At 71.4% G+C, this 15035-nt stretch carries 15 protein-coding genes and 2 tRNA genes; 8 read left to right on the forward strand and 9 right to left on the reverse strand.

Annotated elements, in window-relative coordinates:
• Positions 1 to 253: 253 nt before the first annotated feature.
• Positions 254 to 327: transfer RNA gene (locus ACZ4O3_RS28375), tRNA-Lys, on the reverse strand.
• Between the two features lie 186 nt (positions 328 to 513).
• Between ACZ4O3_RS28375 and ACZ4O3_RS28380 the strand changes: the two genes are divergently transcribed.
• The 5 genes from ACZ4O3_RS28380 (at position 514) to ACZ4O3_RS28400 (ending at position 6057) form a co-directional block, all read left to right on the forward strand.
• Entirely contained in the window at positions 514 to 1815 is a 1302-nt protein-coding gene (locus tag ACZ4O3_RS28380; protein ID WP_467724897.1) for a peptidoglycan-binding protein, read from the forward strand.
• Between the two features lie 48 nt (positions 1816 to 1863).
• The gene (locus ACZ4O3_RS28385) at positions 1864 to 2994 is read left to right on the forward strand and encodes an SPFH domain-containing protein (protein ID WP_467724899.1); all 1131 of its coding nucleotides are present in this window, start codon (positions 1864 to 1866) and stop codon (positions 2992 to 2994) included.
• Positions 2995 to 3108: 114 nt separating this feature from the next.
• Complete coding sequence (locus ACZ4O3_RS28390; RefSeq protein WP_384988674.1) at positions 3109 to 3714, forward strand: lytic polysaccharide monooxygenase auxiliary activity family 9 protein; 606 nt, start codon at positions 3109 to 3111, stop codon at positions 3712 to 3714.
• 129 nt (positions 3715 to 3843) lie between these two features.
• Positions 3844 to 4344, forward strand: a complete 501-nt coding sequence (locus ACZ4O3_RS28395) for a DUF3592 domain-containing protein (RefSeq protein WP_362718942.1) — start codon at positions 3844 to 3846, stop codon at positions 4342 to 4344.
• Positions 4345 to 4386: 42 nt separating this feature from the next.
• Positions 4387 to 6057 carry a long-chain-fatty-acid--CoA ligase gene (locus tag ACZ4O3_RS28400; RefSeq protein WP_467724901.1) on the forward strand — a complete coding sequence of 557 codons (1671 nt, stop codon included), beginning with the start codon at positions 4387 to 4389 and terminating at the stop codon, positions 6055 to 6057.
• A 55-nt stretch (positions 6058 to 6112) separates the two neighbouring features.
• Here ACZ4O3_RS28400 and ACZ4O3_RS28405 read toward each other — a convergent pair.
• The 6 genes from ACZ4O3_RS28405 to ehuB form a co-directional block, all read right to left on the reverse strand.
• Positions 6113 to 6186 (reverse strand) — tRNA-Lys (locus tag ACZ4O3_RS28405).
• A gap of 107 nt (positions 6187 to 6293) precedes the next feature.
• Entirely contained in the window at positions 6294 to 7046 is a 753-nt protein-coding gene (locus ACZ4O3_RS28410; protein WP_467724902.1) for an IclR family transcriptional regulator, read from the reverse strand.
• 269 nt (positions 7047 to 7315) lie between these two features.
• The gene (gene ehuA / locus ACZ4O3_RS28415) at positions 7316 to 8098 is read right to left on the reverse strand and encodes an ectoine/hydroxyectoine ABC transporter ATP-binding protein EhuA (RefSeq protein ID WP_362716096.1); all 783 of its coding nucleotides are present in this window, start codon (positions 8096 to 8098) and stop codon (positions 7316 to 7318) included.
• Entirely contained in the window at positions 8088 to 8738 is a 651-nt protein-coding gene (gene ehuD, locus ACZ4O3_RS28420) for an ectoine/hydroxyectoine ABC transporter permease subunit EhuD (RefSeq protein WP_362716099.1), read from the reverse strand. Before ehuD ends, ehuA begins: the two co-directional genes overlap by 11 nt.
• The gene (gene ehuC, locus ACZ4O3_RS28425) at positions 8735 to 9451 is read right to left on the reverse strand and encodes an ectoine/hydroxyectoine ABC transporter permease subunit EhuC (protein WP_467724904.1); all 717 of its coding nucleotides are present in this window, start codon (positions 9449 to 9451) and stop codon (positions 8735 to 8737) included. Before ehuC ends, ehuD begins: the two co-directional genes overlap by 4 nt.
• The gene (gene ehuB / locus ACZ4O3_RS28430) at positions 9448 to 10377 is read right to left on the reverse strand and encodes an ectoine/hydroxyectoine ABC transporter substrate-binding protein EhuB (RefSeq protein WP_467724906.1); all 930 of its coding nucleotides are present in this window, start codon (positions 10375 to 10377) and stop codon (positions 9448 to 9450) included. The genes ehuC and ehuB overlap by 4 nt, the downstream gene beginning before the upstream one ends.
• Before the next feature lie 47 nt (positions 10378 to 10424).
• Between ehuB and ACZ4O3_RS28435 the strand changes: the two genes are divergently transcribed.
• Complete coding sequence (locus tag ACZ4O3_RS28435; protein WP_467724908.1) at positions 10425 to 10919, forward strand: DUF3830 family protein; 495 nt, start codon at positions 10425 to 10427, stop codon at positions 10917 to 10919.
• Between the two features lie 12 nt (positions 10920 to 10931).
• On the opposite strand, the gene ACZ4O3_RS28440 is transcribed toward ACZ4O3_RS28435, so the two are convergent.
• Both ACZ4O3_RS28440 and ACZ4O3_RS28445 read right to left on the reverse strand, forming a co-directional pair.
• Entirely contained in the window at positions 10932 to 12338 is a 1407-nt protein-coding gene (locus tag ACZ4O3_RS28440; protein WP_467724909.1) for an amidase, read from the reverse strand.
• A 20-nt stretch (positions 12339 to 12358) separates the two neighbouring features.
• The gene (locus ACZ4O3_RS28445; protein WP_384988665.1) at positions 12359 to 13312 is read right to left on the reverse strand and encodes a D-2-hydroxyacid dehydrogenase; all 954 of its coding nucleotides are present in this window, start codon (positions 13310 to 13312) and stop codon (positions 12359 to 12361) included.
• 158 nt (positions 13313 to 13470) lie between these two features.
• Here ACZ4O3_RS28445 and ACZ4O3_RS28450 point away from each other — a divergent pair, with 158 nt between their 5' ends.
• Together ACZ4O3_RS28450 and ACZ4O3_RS28455 are read left to right on the forward strand one after the other, a co-directional pair.
• On the forward strand, positions 13471 to 14268 hold the full coding sequence (locus ACZ4O3_RS28450; protein WP_362718531.1) for a maleate cis-trans isomerase family protein: 798 nt from the start codon (positions 13471 to 13473) through the stop codon (positions 14266 to 14268).
• Positions 14265 to 14996: a maleate cis-trans isomerase family protein gene (locus ACZ4O3_RS28455; protein ID WP_362718528.1), complete on the forward strand. Its 732-nt coding sequence runs from the start codon at positions 14265 to 14267 to the stop codon at positions 14994 to 14996. Before ACZ4O3_RS28450 ends, ACZ4O3_RS28455 begins: the two co-directional genes overlap by 4 nt.
• Positions 14997 to 15035: the final 39 nt, after the last annotated feature.

The raw sequence follows: 15035 nt of genomic DNA on the forward strand, positions 1-15035 counted from the left end.
GCACTTTGGACATCCAGGTTTCTACGGGGCCAAGCATGATCGCAAGAGCGAAACACGGTGTTTACTGATCATAGGCACTCATTGTGCAATCTGTGGCGATTGCGTGGATCGACCGTGTCGGTAGTTGACATAGTGGATCAAGCGTGTCGCTGGTCGACATGGCGATGCACTTGGTGTCGAAGTGGCCGCGTAGGACCGACGGGATGTACGCGAGAAGGCCCCCCGCTGCTGCGGAGGGCCTTCTGGGTGTCTGTGCGCCGCCAGGGACTCGAACCCCGGACCCGCTGATTAAGAGTCAGCTGCTCTAACCAACTGAGCTAGCGGCGCCTGCTGACAGCGAGAACTCTACCTGACGGGGGGCGGTGCTCCCGACCTGCGGCCACCGGGGGGACCCCCGTCCGCCCCCTGCCGTACATCATTCGGACCGTCAGCATGCGCACCGGGGCGTCAGTTGGGAAAGTGATTAATGTGCACAGTCCCGGACGTATCAACCCTAAGTGTGAGGGGAATCGCATGCCGGCCCCGGTATTCGAGGAATTCGACCCCGCCAGCGACTGCGAATGCACCGGATGCGCCCACTGGCGTCGGGTCGGCCCGCACCCGCTGCCCGGGCGTTTCGGCGGGCACCCGGCCGCCCGGAGCGTCCTGGTCGTGGCCGCCGCCGCGTCCGCCGCCCTCGCCGCGAGCACCCCGACGGCCGCCGCCCACAGCACCCCGCCCGCCCCTCACCGGTCCGCCACCCCCGCGGACGGTGAGCCCGACACCCCGCAGGGTGCCAAGTCCCCCCTGCACGGTCCCGGCGGCAAGCCCGTCAGCGGCCCCCTCACCACACCCCCCACCACCCGCACGCAGATCATCAACCGGGCCAAGATCTGGGTCACCGCCAAGGTGCCGTACAGCATGTCCCTCTACTGGACGGACGGATACCGGCAGGACTGCTCCGGCTATGTCTCGATGGCCTGGGGGCTGACCGGGAACGAGTGGACGGGCAGCCTCGACCAGTTCGGCACGAAGATCACCAAGGGGGAGCTGCAGCCCGGCGACATCCTGCTCTTCCACAACCCGGACAACCCCGAGAAGGGCTCCCACGTCGTGATCTTCGGCGGCTGGACGGACTACACGCACACCGCCTACACGGCGTACGAGCAGACGCCTCCGAACGCCCGCCGCCAGTCCACGCCCTACGCCTACTGGAGCAACTCCGCCAAGTACGTGCCCTACCGCTACAAGGGCCTGACCACGGACCCGGGCACGGCCGGCGCCGAGGCCGGCAAGACGGCGGTGCCCTACCCGGGCGCGGCCTACTTCGGTCCCGGCGCCGACAACAAGTACGTCACCCTGCTCGGCCGGCTGCTGATCGCCCGCGGGGCCGGCGCCCACTACACCAAGGGCCCGGGTCCGCTGTGGGGAGCCGCGGACCAGCAGGCCACCCGGGCCTTCCAGGCCGCCCAGGGCTGGACCGGCGCCGACGCTGACGGTCTGCCCGGACCGCGCACCTGGGAACTCCTCGCCACCGGCAAGGGCAAGAACATCAAGCCCGCCATCACCGGCACGACCACCCCCGCCTCGCACGGGGTCCCGGGCTACCCCGGCAAGAACTACTTCCGGCCGGGCGCCACCAACGACCACGTCACCCGGCTCGGCAGGCGGCTGGTGAAGAAGGGCTTCGGCCGGTTCTACACCGATGGCCCGGGACCCGCCTGGGGCGAGGCGGACCGCAGGGCCGTGGAGGCGTTCCAGCGCACCCAGGGCTGGCGCGGCGGCGCGGCCGACGGCTATCCGGGGCCGGAGACCTGGCGCCGCCTGTTCCTGTAACGATCCGAAGATCACGTGACGCATCTGGCGCGGAGGCTGGAGGCAGGCATGAGTACCACGACCGCACACACCCCTGAATCGGACGACCCCCTGGACAGCGGGCCGCTCGCCCGGCCCGTCCCCCGGCTGATCCAGAACGAGGCCACCACCGAGATCCCTGTCCACCTGCTGTTCCGCGACGACCCGGACCCGGTGTCGGTGCCGCTGCGGCCCGCCGTGGTGGGCCGCCGGCAGGGGACCGGCGAACAGCCCCGGCTGCGCCGCCCGGCACCGGCCAAGCCGCGGCCGGTCGCCGCCGTGGACCCCGGACTGGTCGAGCGTCCCGCCGGGGTGCTGCCCGGCGCGGCCGGGGTGGCCGCCGGGCTGGCGGGAACGGCCGGCGGGCTCGCCACCTCCTGGTGGGCCGGAGTGCTGCCCCCGCTCGCGGCGCACGCACTGCACCTTCCGGCGTACGCGGGCGCCGGACTCGGCCCGGCGCAGTGGGCCGCGTACGCCGGAGCCGGCGCGCTCGGGATGTTCGGCTTCGCCGGGCTGGCCCGCGGCAGGACCGGAGGGGCCTGGGTGCTGGGCCTGTTCGGCCGCTACCGGGGGACGGTGCGGCGCACCGGCCTGCTCTGGGTCAACCCGCTGCTGCTGCGCCGCCGCGTCGACGTCCGGCTGCGGCACTGGCGCAGTGAGGAGATGCCGGCGGCGGACGGCAGCGGGGTCGCGCTGCGGGTCGTCGTCCTGGTGGTGTGGCGGGTGCGGGACACGGCGCGGGCGGTGCTCGGCCTCGACGACCACGAGACCTACCTGCGCGAGTGCGTGGAGGCGGCGCTGGCCCGGGTGCCGGTGGAGGTGCCGGGCAGGACGCGGGGTTCGGTGGAGATGGCAGCCGACGCGCTGACCCGGCTGGTGGCGCGGGACGCGGCCGGGATCGGCCTGGAGGTGTTCTCCGTGCAGCCGGTACGGGTGGAGTACGCCCCGGAGGTCGCCGCGGCCATGCACCGGCGCCGGATCGCCGCGCTCGACGCCCAGCAGCGGGCCGGGATGCTCGCCTCCGTCGTGGACTCGGTCGAGGACACGGTGACCCGGCTGACCATGCGCGGCCTGGTCGAACTCGACGACTACGAGCGCAAGGTGCTGGTGCGGGACCTGACGGTGGCGTTCTGCTCGGGACGCTCCGACTCCGGACCCTGACGGACAGGGATACGTCTTTGATATGGACACGGTCAACTGATGGCAATAATCTGGGACTTGGTCTAGACCTGCACGCCTCACAGGACCTCCCCCACGTTCTCCAGGAGCGGCAGCATGCGTAAACGGACCAAGATCTCGGCCGTGGTGCTCGGCGCGGCGACCGCCGGAGCCTTCGCGCTCTCCACCGGCGGTGCCAGCGGACACGGCTACACCGACCTCCCCATCAGCAGGCAGAAGCTCTGCGCCAACGGCACCGTGGCCAACTGCGGCGACATCCAGTGGGAGCCGCAGAGCGTCGAGGGTCCCAAGGGCTTCCCGGCCGCCGGTCCCGCCGACGGTCAGCTCTGCAACGGCGGGCTGAGCAGGTTCGCCCAGCTCAGCTCGCCCCAGACCCCGGCGGGCGGGGCCTGGCCGACGACCAGGGTGACGGGCGGCCAGTCGTACACCTTCCGCTGGCAGTTCACCGCGATGCACGCCACGACCGACTTCAAGTACTACGTCACCAAGCAGGGCTGGAACCAGAACCACGCCCTCGCCCGTTCGGACCTCAACACCACCCCGTTCCTCACCGTCCCCTACAACGGCCAGCGTCCGCCGGCCACCCTCAGCCACAGCGGCACGCTGCCGTCGGGGCTGAGCGGTCACCACGTGATCCTGGCGGTCTGGACGATCGCCGACACGGGCAACGCGTTCTACGCCTGCTCCGACGTCACGTTCTGACCGGCGCTGCTCGACGACTGTGTAACACCCGGCCGATCTGAGCTTCGCTTGAGGCCCTGCAGCAGGTCACAGGGGTACGTTCCCGCCACGCCGGTCGGTCGGACCGGTGTTCGCAACCGGGGGACTGCCATGGGCCTGCTGCAAGCGTTCTTCTACGTCATTCCCGGCATCTTCGTCCTGCTCGGGGTCTTCGGGATGGTCAAGACGCTGCAGCGGTCGCGCCGGATCAGCCGGACGTGGCGGCACGGCCGCACGGCCGAGGCGCGCTGTCTGCGGACGTACACGACGACCAGCGGCGGCGGGGAGACGCCGGTGAGCACCACCCTGCATCACGTGCTCGAATTCCGCACGGCCGAGGGGCGTCCCGTCCGCATCGACGAGGCGGGCGTGCGCTCGACCGTCGTCGAGGGCGACTTCGTGACGGTGTACTACCTGCCGGAGATGCCGGAGAGGGCGACGGCACACTCGCCCGCGCCGGGGAAGCTGGCCGTGGGCACCGGCTGCCTGGTGGTGTTCCTCCTGGTGTTCATCGGGATCGCGGTGGCCTTCATGATCGGGGTGCACATCGCCTTCTCGGCGGACGGGACGGCTCCGGACCCGGTGCCGGGGGGCGCGGACTGGACTCCGTGAACGTCTCGATATCTGACGGAGTGTCAATTATTCTGCGTCTCCATGGACTCCGGCAGGGGCACGATCGCTGAAGCAGTCGCCGCCCGGTGGGGTGACCACCGGCCCGGGCTGTGGTTCGAGGAGCAGGTGCTGACGCATCACGAGGTGGCCGGCGGTGCCGCCGCCCGTGCGGCGCTGCTGCGGGACCTGCTGCCGGCCGGCACCGTGCCCCATGTGGGCGTGCTGCTGGACAACACCCCGGAGTTCCCGCTCTGGCTGGGGGCCGCCGCGCTCGCCGGGGCGGCCGTCGCCGGCGTCAACCCGACCCGGCGGGGCGCGGAGCTCGCGCGGGACATCCGGCACACCGAGTGCCCGGTGCTGGTGACCGAGCGGGCCCATCTCCCGCTGCTCGACGGGCTCGAACTGCCCGGTGTCCGTCTCCTCGTCACCGACGACCCGGCGTACGGCACGCTGCTCGCGCCCTACCTCGGCGCCTTCCCGGACGCCTCGCGGGCCACCCCCGGCGACCGGATCCTGCTCTACTTCACCTCCGGCTCCACCGGTGCCCCCAAGGCCGCCCTCTGCTCGCAGGGCAGGCTCGCGGCGGCCGGACGGTCGCTCGCCGGACAGTTCGGGGTCGGGCCCGGCGACGTGCACTACGTCTGCATGCCGATGTTCCACGGCAACGCGGTGATCGCCGACTGGGCGCCCGCGTTGACCGCGGGCGCCGGGGTGGCCTTACGGCGGCGGTTCTCGGCGTCGGGATTCCTCTCCGACGTACGGCGCTACCGGGCGACCTACTTCACCTATGTCGGCCGTGCGGTGCAGTACATCCTCGCCACCGAGCCGCGCGACCACGACCGGGACAATCCGCTGCGGCTCGGTTTCGGCACGGAGGCCGGGGCGGTGGACGCGGCCGCCTTCGAGGAGCGGTTCGGGGTACGGCTGGTCGAGGGGTACGGGTCGTCCGAGGGCGGGGCCGCGATCCAGTGGTCGCCGGGGACACCCGCCGGGGCGGTGGGGCGGGCGGCCCCCGGTCTCGTCGTCCTCGACCAGGAGACGGGAGAGGAGTGTCCGGCCGCGGCCTTCGACTCCGGGGGCCGGCTGCTCAACGGGGAGCGGGCGATAGGGGAGCTGGTGAACCGGGCGCCGAACCCCTTCGAGGGGTACTGGCGCAACCCGGAGGCGGACGCCGAGCGGCGGCGGGCGGGCTGGTACTGGACCGGGGACCTGTTCTACCGGGACGGGGACGGCTATCTGTACTTCGCGGGGCGTACCGACGACCGGATCCGGGTGGACGGGGAGAACCTGGCCGCCGCGATGATCGAGAACATCGTGGCGCGGTACGAGGGCGCGGACGCCGTCGCCGTGTACGGGGTACCGGACCCGGTGACCGGGGACCAGGTGATGGCGACCGTCGCCGGGCGGTTCGAGCCCCTGGACTTCGCCGAGTTCCTGCTGGCCCAGCCCGACCTGGGGACGAAGATGGCGCCCCGGTTCGTGCGGGTGGTGGAGCGGATGCCGGTGACGGCGACCAACAAGATCCAGCGGGCCGCGCTGCGGCGGGAGGGGGTGCGCTGCGCCGACCCCGTGTGGTGGAGGCCGCCGGGCGAGCGGACCTACCGCAGACTGACGGCCCAGGACGCCGAAGGGCCACTCGTCTCGCCGGGGGACCCCCCGGAGGAGGGAGTGGGTGGCGGAGCCCCCACCGCGCGCGGTGCAGCCGCGCAATGACAGAGAGGGCGATCCTCTTCCGCGTTTCCGCGGAGGAGGATCGCCCTCGTCATCGTGCGCCGCCAGGGACTCGAACCCCGGACCCGCTGATTAAGAGTCAGCTGCTCTAACCAACTGAGCTAGCGGCGCATGACTCCCGCCGAACCGTTCGATCTGCGTCTCGCGGTTGGCGACGAGGAAAATACTACCTGCTCCGCGGGGGTGCTTCCGACCAGCCCCGGAGGGAAGTCGCCGGCTCAGATGGCGAGGGAGATCAGCAGCGGGGCGGCGCCGCGGTTGAGGGCCTCGGCGGCCTGCCGGAGCCGGTGCGCGTGCTCGACCGGCAGGGACAGGGCCAGGCAGCCCACCGACGAACCGGCGGTGATCGGCACCGCCGCGCACACCGTGCCGATCGCGTACTCCTGGAGGTCCAGGACCGGCACGGTCGGCGGCTGGGCCGCCAGCCGGGAGAGCAGCAGCTTGTCGCTGGTGATGGTGCGCGAGGTGAGGCGGGCCATCTTGTGCCGGGACAGATGGTCGCGGCGGCCGTTGTGGTCGAGCTGGGTGAGCAGGCTCTTGCCGATCGCGGTGGCGTGTGCGGAGGAGCGGAAGTCCACCCACTCGTTGACCGCGGGGGTGCCCGGCCCGGCCGCGTACGGGCCGATCCGCACCTCGCCGTCGACGTACCGGCTGAGGTAGACCGCCGCGCCGACCGAGTCGCGCAGCCGGTCCAGGGTCAGCTGGAGCTGCTCGCCGAGCGCGTGCTCCCGGTCGTGCGCGGAACCCAGCCGGCGCAGGGTCTCACCGGTGACGTAGGCGCCGTCGGTGACCTGCTCCACGTAGCCCTCGCGGCGCAGCATGCGCAGCAGCGCCGTCAGCCGCTCGGGGTCGAGGCCGGTGCGGCCGGCCAGCTCGGTGTCGGTGACGGCTTGCCCCGCCACCGTCTCCAGGACGCGCAGCGCGTCCTGGGCGGAGTGATACGGGGCGGTCGGCTCGCGCTTCAGCGCCACGGTGAGTCCCCCTGCGCTCGCTCGGCGATGCTGCTCCGGCAGCACTGCTTGGGCCGTGATCCGGACAGCGGATCCTCTCCACGATAACGGCCGGCAGCCCGAAACGGAGGGGGGGTTGACGAGATTGCGGCCCTCCCATCTGCGGCGAAGGTCTGCTGGCATATGTCAGCGGAATGCGCTGAGCGCCGGACCTCGGGTGATCGAGCGTTCACATCCTGTAATCACGGCACCGTGCCGGGAATCTTTTACGACGGTTCATGGTGCGACGCTTACAGCACCGCGCTGAGGAACTCCCGGGTCCGCTCCTGCTCGGGTTCGCTGAAGATCCGCTCCGGCGGACCCGCCTCGATGATCCGGCCCGCGTCGAACATCAGGACCTGGTCGGAGATGTCCCGGGCGAAGTTCATCTCATGGGTCACGCAGAGCATGGTGATGTCGGTGGTGCGGGCGATGTCCCTGAGCAGATCGAGGACGCCCGCGACCAGCTCCGGGTCGAGCGCCGAGGTCACCTCGTCGAGGAGCAGCACCTTCGGCCGCATGGCCAGGGCCCGGGCGATCGCCACCCGCTGCTGCTGGCCGCCGGAGAGCCGGGTCGGCCGCTCGTCGGCCTTGTCGGCGAGGCCCACCAGGTCGAGCAGCTCCCGGGCGCGCTCCGCCGCCTCGTCCTTCGAGAGGCCGAGCACGGTCACGGGGGCCTCGGTGAGGTTGCGCAGCACGGTCATGTTCGGGAACAGGTTGAACTGCTGGAAGACCATCCCGATCTGCTTGCGGACCTCCCGCAGCTCCTTCTCCGACGCCGGGAAGAGCCGCTGCCCGTCGACGGTGATGGTGCCCGCGTCCGGCTTGGTGAGGGTCATCAGCATCCGCAGGATCGTGGTCTTGCCGGAGCCGGAGGGCCCGATCAGGGTGACGTGGCGGCCCGCCTGCACGGACAGGTCGAGCCCGTCGAGGACGGTGTTGTCCCCGAACCGCTTGGTCACCCCCTCGATGCGGATCAGCTCGGTGGACGTCGTATCGGTGGTACTCGGCTGCTTGCTGGTCTCAACGGACAAGGCGACGCTCCAGGGTGCGCAGGAGAAGGGAGGCGAGGTAGGAGATGACGATGAAGGCGACGCCGATCACCGTCACCGGCTCGGTGAACTGGAAGTGCTGCTGGGAGAAGAGCCGCGCCTGCCCGAGCATCTCCAGCACGGTGATCGACATCAGGATCGGCGTGTCCTTGAGCATCGAGATCACGTAGTTGCCGAGCGGCGGCACGACCCGGCGCAGCGCCTGCGGCAGGATCACCACCGTCCAGGTCCGCCGCGCCGGCAGGTTCAGCGCCGTCGCCGCCTCCCACTGGCCGGCCGGCACGGCCTCGATACCGGCCCGGTAGACCTGCATGGTGTACGTCGAGTAGTGGAGGCCGATCGCGAAGACGCCGGTGGTCAGCGCCGAGAACGTCACCCCCCACTCGGGCAGCACGTAGAACAGGAAGAACAGCTGCACCAGCAGGGGGGTGTTGCGGACGAACTCGGTCACCACGCCCACCGGCCAGCGCACCCACCTGGCCGGGGTGCGCATCAGCAGCGTCCACACCAGCCCCAGCGAGAACGAGATCAGCGAGCCGAGGACCAGCGCCTCCAGGGTGACCAGCAGGCCGTCCCAGAAGTGCGGCATGAACTCGCTGACGGCACTCCAGTCCCACTTCACGCGACACCACCGACCCCGGTCGTCCGCGCACGCTTGACCTCACGTGCGCTCTGTTCGCTGCCCGGGTCCTTGCCTATCCCGGCCTTCAGCCGCTTCTCCAGGCCGCGCATCAGCCGGGTGATGACGAACGCGATCACGAAGTAGATCAGCAGCAGGTACGTGTAGATGTGCGCGCTCTCCTGCAGTGCCAGGCGCACCAGGTTCCCGCTGAACGCCAGGTCGCCCATGCCGGTGATGGACACCAGCGCGGTGCCCTTGAGCAGTTCGACCAGCAGGTTGCAGAAGGAGGGGATCATCTCCGGCACCGCCTGCGGCAGCAGGATCAGCCGCAGCCGCTGCCAGGGCGTGAAGCTGAGCGCGATCCCGCCCTCCTGCTGCGCCGGGTCGACCGCCTTCAGCGCCCCGCGCACGATCTCCGAGCCGTACGCGCCGTAGGTCAGCCCGAGCGCGAGGGTGCCCGCCCACAGCGGCACCAGCTGCCAGCCGAAGGCGACCGGCAGCACGAAGAACACCCAGAAGATCATCACCAGCGCCGAGGTGCCACGGAACACCTCGGTGTACAGGCCGGCGAGGAACCGGACGATCCACAGGCGGTTCGTCCGCGCCACGCCCACCACGAAGGCCACCGCCGTCATCAGCAGCGCGCTCAGCAGGAGGAGTTGAACGGTGGTCCAGACGCCCTTGAGCACCAGCTCCCAGAGTCCCGAGGTCATCCGTTCTTCCCTCCCCCGCACAGCTGCTTGGCCGTGAGGTCGGTCATCTCGGCCTCGGTGAAGCCGAACGGCCGCAGGATGCGGAACAGTTCGCCGCTCTTCTTGAGCTTGCGCAGTTCCACGTTGAAGGCGTCCCGCAGCTTCGTCTCGGCCGACCGGAACGCGAAGGCGCCGCCGTCCACGTGCGGTTTGCCGTCGACCAGCGGCGTGAAGGGCTTGGTCGACTCGGCCTTGGCGGACTTCTTGACCACCTCGCGGGTGGTGAGCGCGGTCCCGGCGAAGACGTCCACGCGCCCGGCCTCGACCGCGTTCAGCCCGGCGACCTGGTCCGGCACGATCAGGATGTCGCTCTCCTTGTACCCCGCCTCGACCGCGTACTGGATCTCCGCGTACCCGGTCCCGGTGGCGAACTTCGCCTTCTTGGCGACGACGTCCTTGTAGTCGTGCAGCCCCTTGGGGTTCCCCTTGCGCACGATGAACGAGTCGAGCATCTGGTAGTCGGGATCGGCGAAGATCACCTGCTCGCAGCGCTCCGGGTTGACGTACATCCCGGCGGCCACGACGTCGAACTGCTGCGAGTTCAGCCCCGGGATCAGCGAACCGAACTCGGTCGGCACCGGCTGCACCGTGCCGACCCCGAGCCGCTTGAAGATCGCCTTCGCCAGTTCCGGTGCCTCACCGGTGAGATGCCCGTCCTTGTCGATGTACCCGAAGGGGATCTCACCGGCGATTCCGAGCCGTACGACACCCTGGGCGCGCAGCCGTTGCAGCAGGTCACCGCCGCCGGTGCCGGCCGCGGTGGCGACCCTGGTGCAGCCGGCCGCGGCGAGTGCGCCGATGGCGGCGGCACCCGCGAGCACCGTGCGCCTGGTTTGTCTGGATTCATACCCAGATGTGTCCGTCTCGTTCCCAAGTGGTGGAGCCATGGCGGCGCGGCTACCCGGGGCCAATCGAGTTATGCATCATGGAGGGCATGGCCGATCGATTCATCGAAGTCTCGCTGGTCACCCGCGAGGTCCGTGCCACTGCCCGGCTGCTGGAGGACCGGGCCCCGGTGACCTGTGCCGCCGTCTGGGAGGCCCTGCCGCTCGCCGGCGACGTCTACCACGCGAAGTACGCCCGCAACGAGATCTACGCTCTTTTCCCGCCATTCGCGGTGACGGAGCCGCCCCTGGAGAACCCGACCGTCACCCCCGTTCCCGGCGATCTCTGCTACTTCTCCTTCGCCGGCGCGGAGTTGGGCACGAAGGCCTACGGCTACGACCGCGAGGTACGCCCCGGCAGCACGGTCGTCGACCTGGCCCTCTTCTACGAACGCAACAACCTGCTGATCAACGGCGATGTGGGCTGGGTGCCGGGGATCGTCTGGGGTGAGGTGGTGGCGGGCCTGCCGGAACTCGCCGAGGCCTGCAACGACCTGTGGCGGACGGGGGCGGCGGGGGAGACCCTGGCCTTCCGCAGGGCGTGACCGCGCGCCGCGTCAGACGGCGACGGCGTGGTCCGGCGGCACCGACGCGACACCCGCCTCGTACAGCGCGTGGGCCGCCCGCAGGACCAGGTCGTCCCGGTGCCGGGCGGCCACCAGTTGCAGCCCCACCGGCAGCCCGTCGCCGTCCACCCCCACGGGTACGGTCGCGGCCGGCTGCTGGGTCAGGTTGAAGGGGTACGTGAACGGCGTCCACCCCGTCCAGCGCCGGAACCCGGAGTCCTTCGGCACCTCCGCCCCCGCCTCGAACGCCGTGATCGGCAGCGTCGGCGTCACCAGCAGGTCGTACCGTTCGTGGAAGAGACCCATCCGGCGGCCCAGGTCCATCCGGACGTCCACCGCCGCCAGGTACTCCAGCGCGCTCAGCCCGGCCCCCTGGCCGCAGATCTCCCGCAGCCCGGGATCGAGCGACTCACGCTGCGCGGGGGAGAGACGCTGGGTCACCCGGGCCGCCCCCGCGAACCACAGGGCGTGGAACGCCTCCACGGGGTCGCTGAAGTCCGGGTCGGTCTCCTCGACGTACGCACCCAGCCCGGCCAGCCCCGTCACCGCCCGGCGGACCGCCGACGCGACCCCCGGACGGACCGCGACCTGACCGCCCAGCGTCGGTGAGAACGCCACCCGCAGTCCGCGCACGCCCCCGTCGATCCCCGCCGTGAAGGAACCCGGGGCAGGGCCCGACGCCGACCAGTCCCGGGCGTCCGGCGCAGCGATCACGTCCAGCAGCAGGGCCGCGTCGGCCGCGTCCCGGGTCATCGGCCCCACGTGGGACAGCGTGCCGAAGGCGCTCGCGGGGTAGAGCGGCACGCGGCCGTACGTCGGTTTCAGGGCGAAGACTCCGCAGAAGGCCGCCGGGATGCGCACGCTGCCGCCGCCGTCCGTGCCCAGGGACAGGGGGCCGGCGCCCAGGGCGATCGCCGCCGCGCTGCCCCCGCTCGATCCGCCGGCGGTGCGCGAGGGGTCGTACGGGTTGCGGGTGACGCCGCAGAGCGGGGAGTCGGTCACACCCTTCCAGCCGAACTCGGGGGTGGTGGTCTTGCCGACGAACACCGCGCCGTGTTCGCGCAGCCGGGCCACCGAGGGTGCGTCCTCGTCCCAACTCCCCGCCGCCGCGACGGTCCTGGAACCGCGCAGGGTCGGATGGCCGCGCATCAGCAGGATGTCCTTGACCGTCACCGGGACGCCGTCGAGCAGGCCCTTCGGCTCGCCCCGCCGCCAGCGCCGCGCCGACTCCGCCGCCTGTGCCAGGGCGTCCTCCTCGGTGAGGCGGACGAAGGCGTTGACCTCCGGCTGGATCCGGGCCGCCCGCTCCAGGACCGCCCGGGTGGCCTCCTGCGGGCCGAAGTCGCCCGCGCGGTAGCCGTCGAGGAGCTGCCAGGCGGTGAGATCGGTGAGCTGCATGAGGGGCACCCTCCCGAGGGTCAGTGACCGGGCACGTAACCGCGCTTCTTGTCGACCACGTTCACCAGAGACCTGCCCGCCGCCCACCGCTCGTACAACTCCAGGAACTGAGTGCCCAGTTCGTCCCGCCAGCCGACGGTGTCCCCGCTCATGTGCGGCGAGACGATGAGGCCGGGCACGTCCCACAGCGGGCTGTCGGCGGGAAGCGGCTCGGTGGTGAAGACGTCCAGGGCCGCGGCGGCGATCCAGCGCCTGGTCAGTGCCGTCACGAGCGCGTCCTCGTCGACCAGTTGGCCGCGGCCGACGTTGATGAACGAGGCCGAGGGCTGCATTACGCCGAAGCGGTGCGCGTCGAACATGCCGAAGGTCTGCTCGGTCAGCGGCGCCGCGGCGATCACCCAGTCCGCGCGGGACATCAGCCGGTCCAGGTCGTCGGGGCCGTGGATGCCGGTGCGCGGGACACGCCCGACCAGCGCGGTGGTGATGTCGAGCGCCTTGAGGGTGCGGACGACGGCCCGGCCGATCGGGCCGGAGCCGACCACGCACGCGCGCGTGCCGGCGACCCGGCGGGCCTCGCGGTGCCGCCAGGTCCGCTCCCGCTGGAGGCCGAGGGAGGCCGGCAGGTCCTTGGCGATCGCGAGGACCAGCGCGGCCACGTACTCGGCGATGGGCCGGTCGAAGACCCCGCGCGCGTTGGTCACGACCGTCTCGGACGCGGCCAGTTCGGGGCACATCAGATGGTCGACGCCGGCGCTGGCGGTGTGCACCCAGCGCGGCCGCGGCCCCTCGCCCGGCCAGGCCTCACGGACGGCGTGCGAGGTGAAGTCCCAGACGAGCAGGGCATCGGCCGTGGGCAGCCGGCCCGCCAGGCCCGCCGCGTCCGTGTGCACGATCCGGGCACGGCCGGTGAGCCGGCCGAGCCGTGGGGGCGGGTCGGCGTCGAGGACCAGCAGAGTGGGGACGGGCGGCGTCATTCGGGGCGGTCTCCCGGCGTCCGGCAGCGTCTGACATGGGCGGATCGAGCGTCTGAGATGCACGGATTGACCACGCTCGCACCCGAACCTACCTTCGTCAACACGGGCGTGACCATCGACCGTTGCCCCTCTACTTCCCGTGAGGCCGGTGACTTCCCATGGACGTCTCCTTTCTGGGCGGACCCCGTCCCCAGCGCGGCGTCGGAGTCGTGGCGCCTTTCGACTTCGCCCTGGACCGCGAGCTGTGGCGCTGGGTGCCCGACGACGTGTCCCTGCACCTGACCAGGACGCCGTTCGTGCCGGTCGAGGTCAGCCTCGACCTGGCCCGGCTGGTCAGCGAGCACGAGACGCTCGGAGAGGCGGTGCGCGCGCTGACCGCCGTCGCGCCCGAGGTGATCGCCTACGCCTGCACCTCCGGCAGCTTCGTCGGCGGGATCGCCGGGGAGCGCGCGATGTGCGAGGCGATGACCCGGTCCGGCGCGGTGCCCGCGCTCACCACCTCGGGGGCGCTGCTCGACGCGCTGACCGAGCTGGGCGTACGGCGGCTCGCGCTGGTCACGCCGTACACCGTCTCGGTGACGCGGGTACTGGAGGAGTACGTCGCCGAGGCGGGCGTCCAGGTCGCCGGCTGCGCGTTCATGGGGCTGACCCGGCACATCTGGCAGGTGCCGTACCGGGACGTGGTCGCCATGGCCCGGCAGGCGGTACGGCCCGGGGCCGCCGACGCCCTGTTCATCTCCTGCACCAACCTGCCCACCTACGACGTCATCCCCCAGCTGGAGGCGGAGCTGCGCGTGCCCGTTCTGTCGGCCAACCAGGTCACGATGTGGGCGGCGCTGCGCAGGCTGGGTACCCGAGCCGTTGGGCCCTATCAGACGCTGGTCCGTCATCCGGACGGTTCGGCGCCCCGGGAGTGGCCCGTACTGCCGGAAGAACAGCAGGAAGGGTGGACATGACAGCGCTCGGAATCCTCTATCCGGGACACTCCGCGGAGGACGACTACCCGCGCATCGAGCAGCTCCTCGGCAGCGACATCCGGCTGGACGTCGTCCACACCGACATCGGCGAGGACGCGCACCGGGTGGACGCGCTGCGTGAGATGGGATCGGCGCAGCGACTGGCGGCCGGGGTGGACGAACTGCGGCTCGCGGGCGCGGACGCGGTGGTGTGGGCGTGTACCAGCGGCAGCTTCGTGTACGGCTGGGAGGGCGCCCACCAGCAGATCCGTGACCTCGCCCGGTCGGCCGGGATGCCCGCGTCGTCCACGTCCTTCGCGTTCGTGCACGCGGCGCGGGAGCTCGGGGTACGGCGGGTGGCGGTCGGCGCGACCTACCCGGAGGACGTGGCCATGCTCTTCGCGGACTTCCTGCGGGCCGGAGGCCTGGAGGTCACCGGGGTCCGCTCGTCGGGGATCGTCACGGCGGCGGAGGTCGGCACGTGGGGGGAGGAGGAGGTGCTCACGCTGGCGCGGACCGCGGACGACTCCGGCGCGGAGGCGGTACTCCTCCCGGACACCGCCCTGCACACGGCGGCGCATCTTCCCCTCCTGGAGAAGGCGCTGTCCAAGCCGGTGCTCACGGCGAACCAGGTGACCGTGTGGGAGGGGCTGCGGCTGGCCGACCGCCGGGTGAACGAACCGGCGCTCGGGGCCCTCTTCACCCGCCAGCCGATCGTCCAGGCCTGACGGGAGTGCGTCGCTGCGGGGAATAAACGGAGCCATCCT

The organism is Streptomyces sp. NPDC026515, assembly GCF_055567595.1.

Bases quoted from the DNA above. Each gene is read 5' to 3' on its own strand.
- ACZ4O3_RS28440 (WP_467724909.1), bottom strand. From the start codon at position 12,338: ATGCAGCTCACCGATCTCACCGCCTGGCAGCTCCTCGACGGCTACCGC.
- ACZ4O3_RS28400 (WP_467724901.1), top strand. From the start codon at position 4,387: ATGGACTCCGGCAGGGGCACGATCGCTGAAGCAGTCGCCGCCCGGTGG.
- ehuC (WP_467724904.1), bottom strand. From the start codon at position 9,451: ATGACCTCGGGACTCTGGGAGCTGGTGCTCAAGGGCGTCTGGACCACC.
- ACZ4O3_RS28380 (WP_467724897.1), top strand. From the start codon at position 514: ATGCCGGCCCCGGTATTCGAGGAATTCGACCCCGCCAGCGACTGCGAA.
- ACZ4O3_RS28385 (WP_467724899.1), top strand. From the start codon at position 1,864: ATGAGTACCACGACCGCACACACCCCTGAATCGGACGACCCCCTGGAC.
- ehuB (WP_467724906.1), bottom strand. From the start codon at position 10,377: ATGGCTCCACCACTTGGGAACGAGACGGACACATCTGGGTATGAATCC.
- ACZ4O3_RS28455 (WP_362718528.1), top strand. From the start codon at position 14,265: ATGACAGCGCTCGGAATCCTCTATCCGGGACACTCCGCGGAGGACGAC.
- ACZ4O3_RS28395 (WP_362718942.1), top strand. From the start codon at position 3,844: ATGGGCCTGCTGCAAGCGTTCTTCTACGTCATTCCCGGCATCTTCGTC.
- ACZ4O3_RS28445 (WP_384988665.1), bottom strand. From the start codon at position 13,312: ATGACGCCGCCCGTCCCCACTCTGCTGGTCCTCGACGCCGACCCGCCC.
- ACZ4O3_RS28450 (WP_362718531.1), top strand. From the start codon at position 13,471: ATGGACGTCTCCTTTCTGGGCGGACCCCGTCCCCAGCGCGGCGTCGGA.
- ACZ4O3_RS28435 (WP_467724908.1), top strand. From the start codon at position 10,425: ATGGCCGATCGATTCATCGAAGTCTCGCTGGTCACCCGCGAGGTCCGT.
- ACZ4O3_RS28390 (WP_384988674.1), top strand. From the start codon at position 3,109: ATGCGTAAACGGACCAAGATCTCGGCCGTGGTGCTCGGCGCGGCGACC.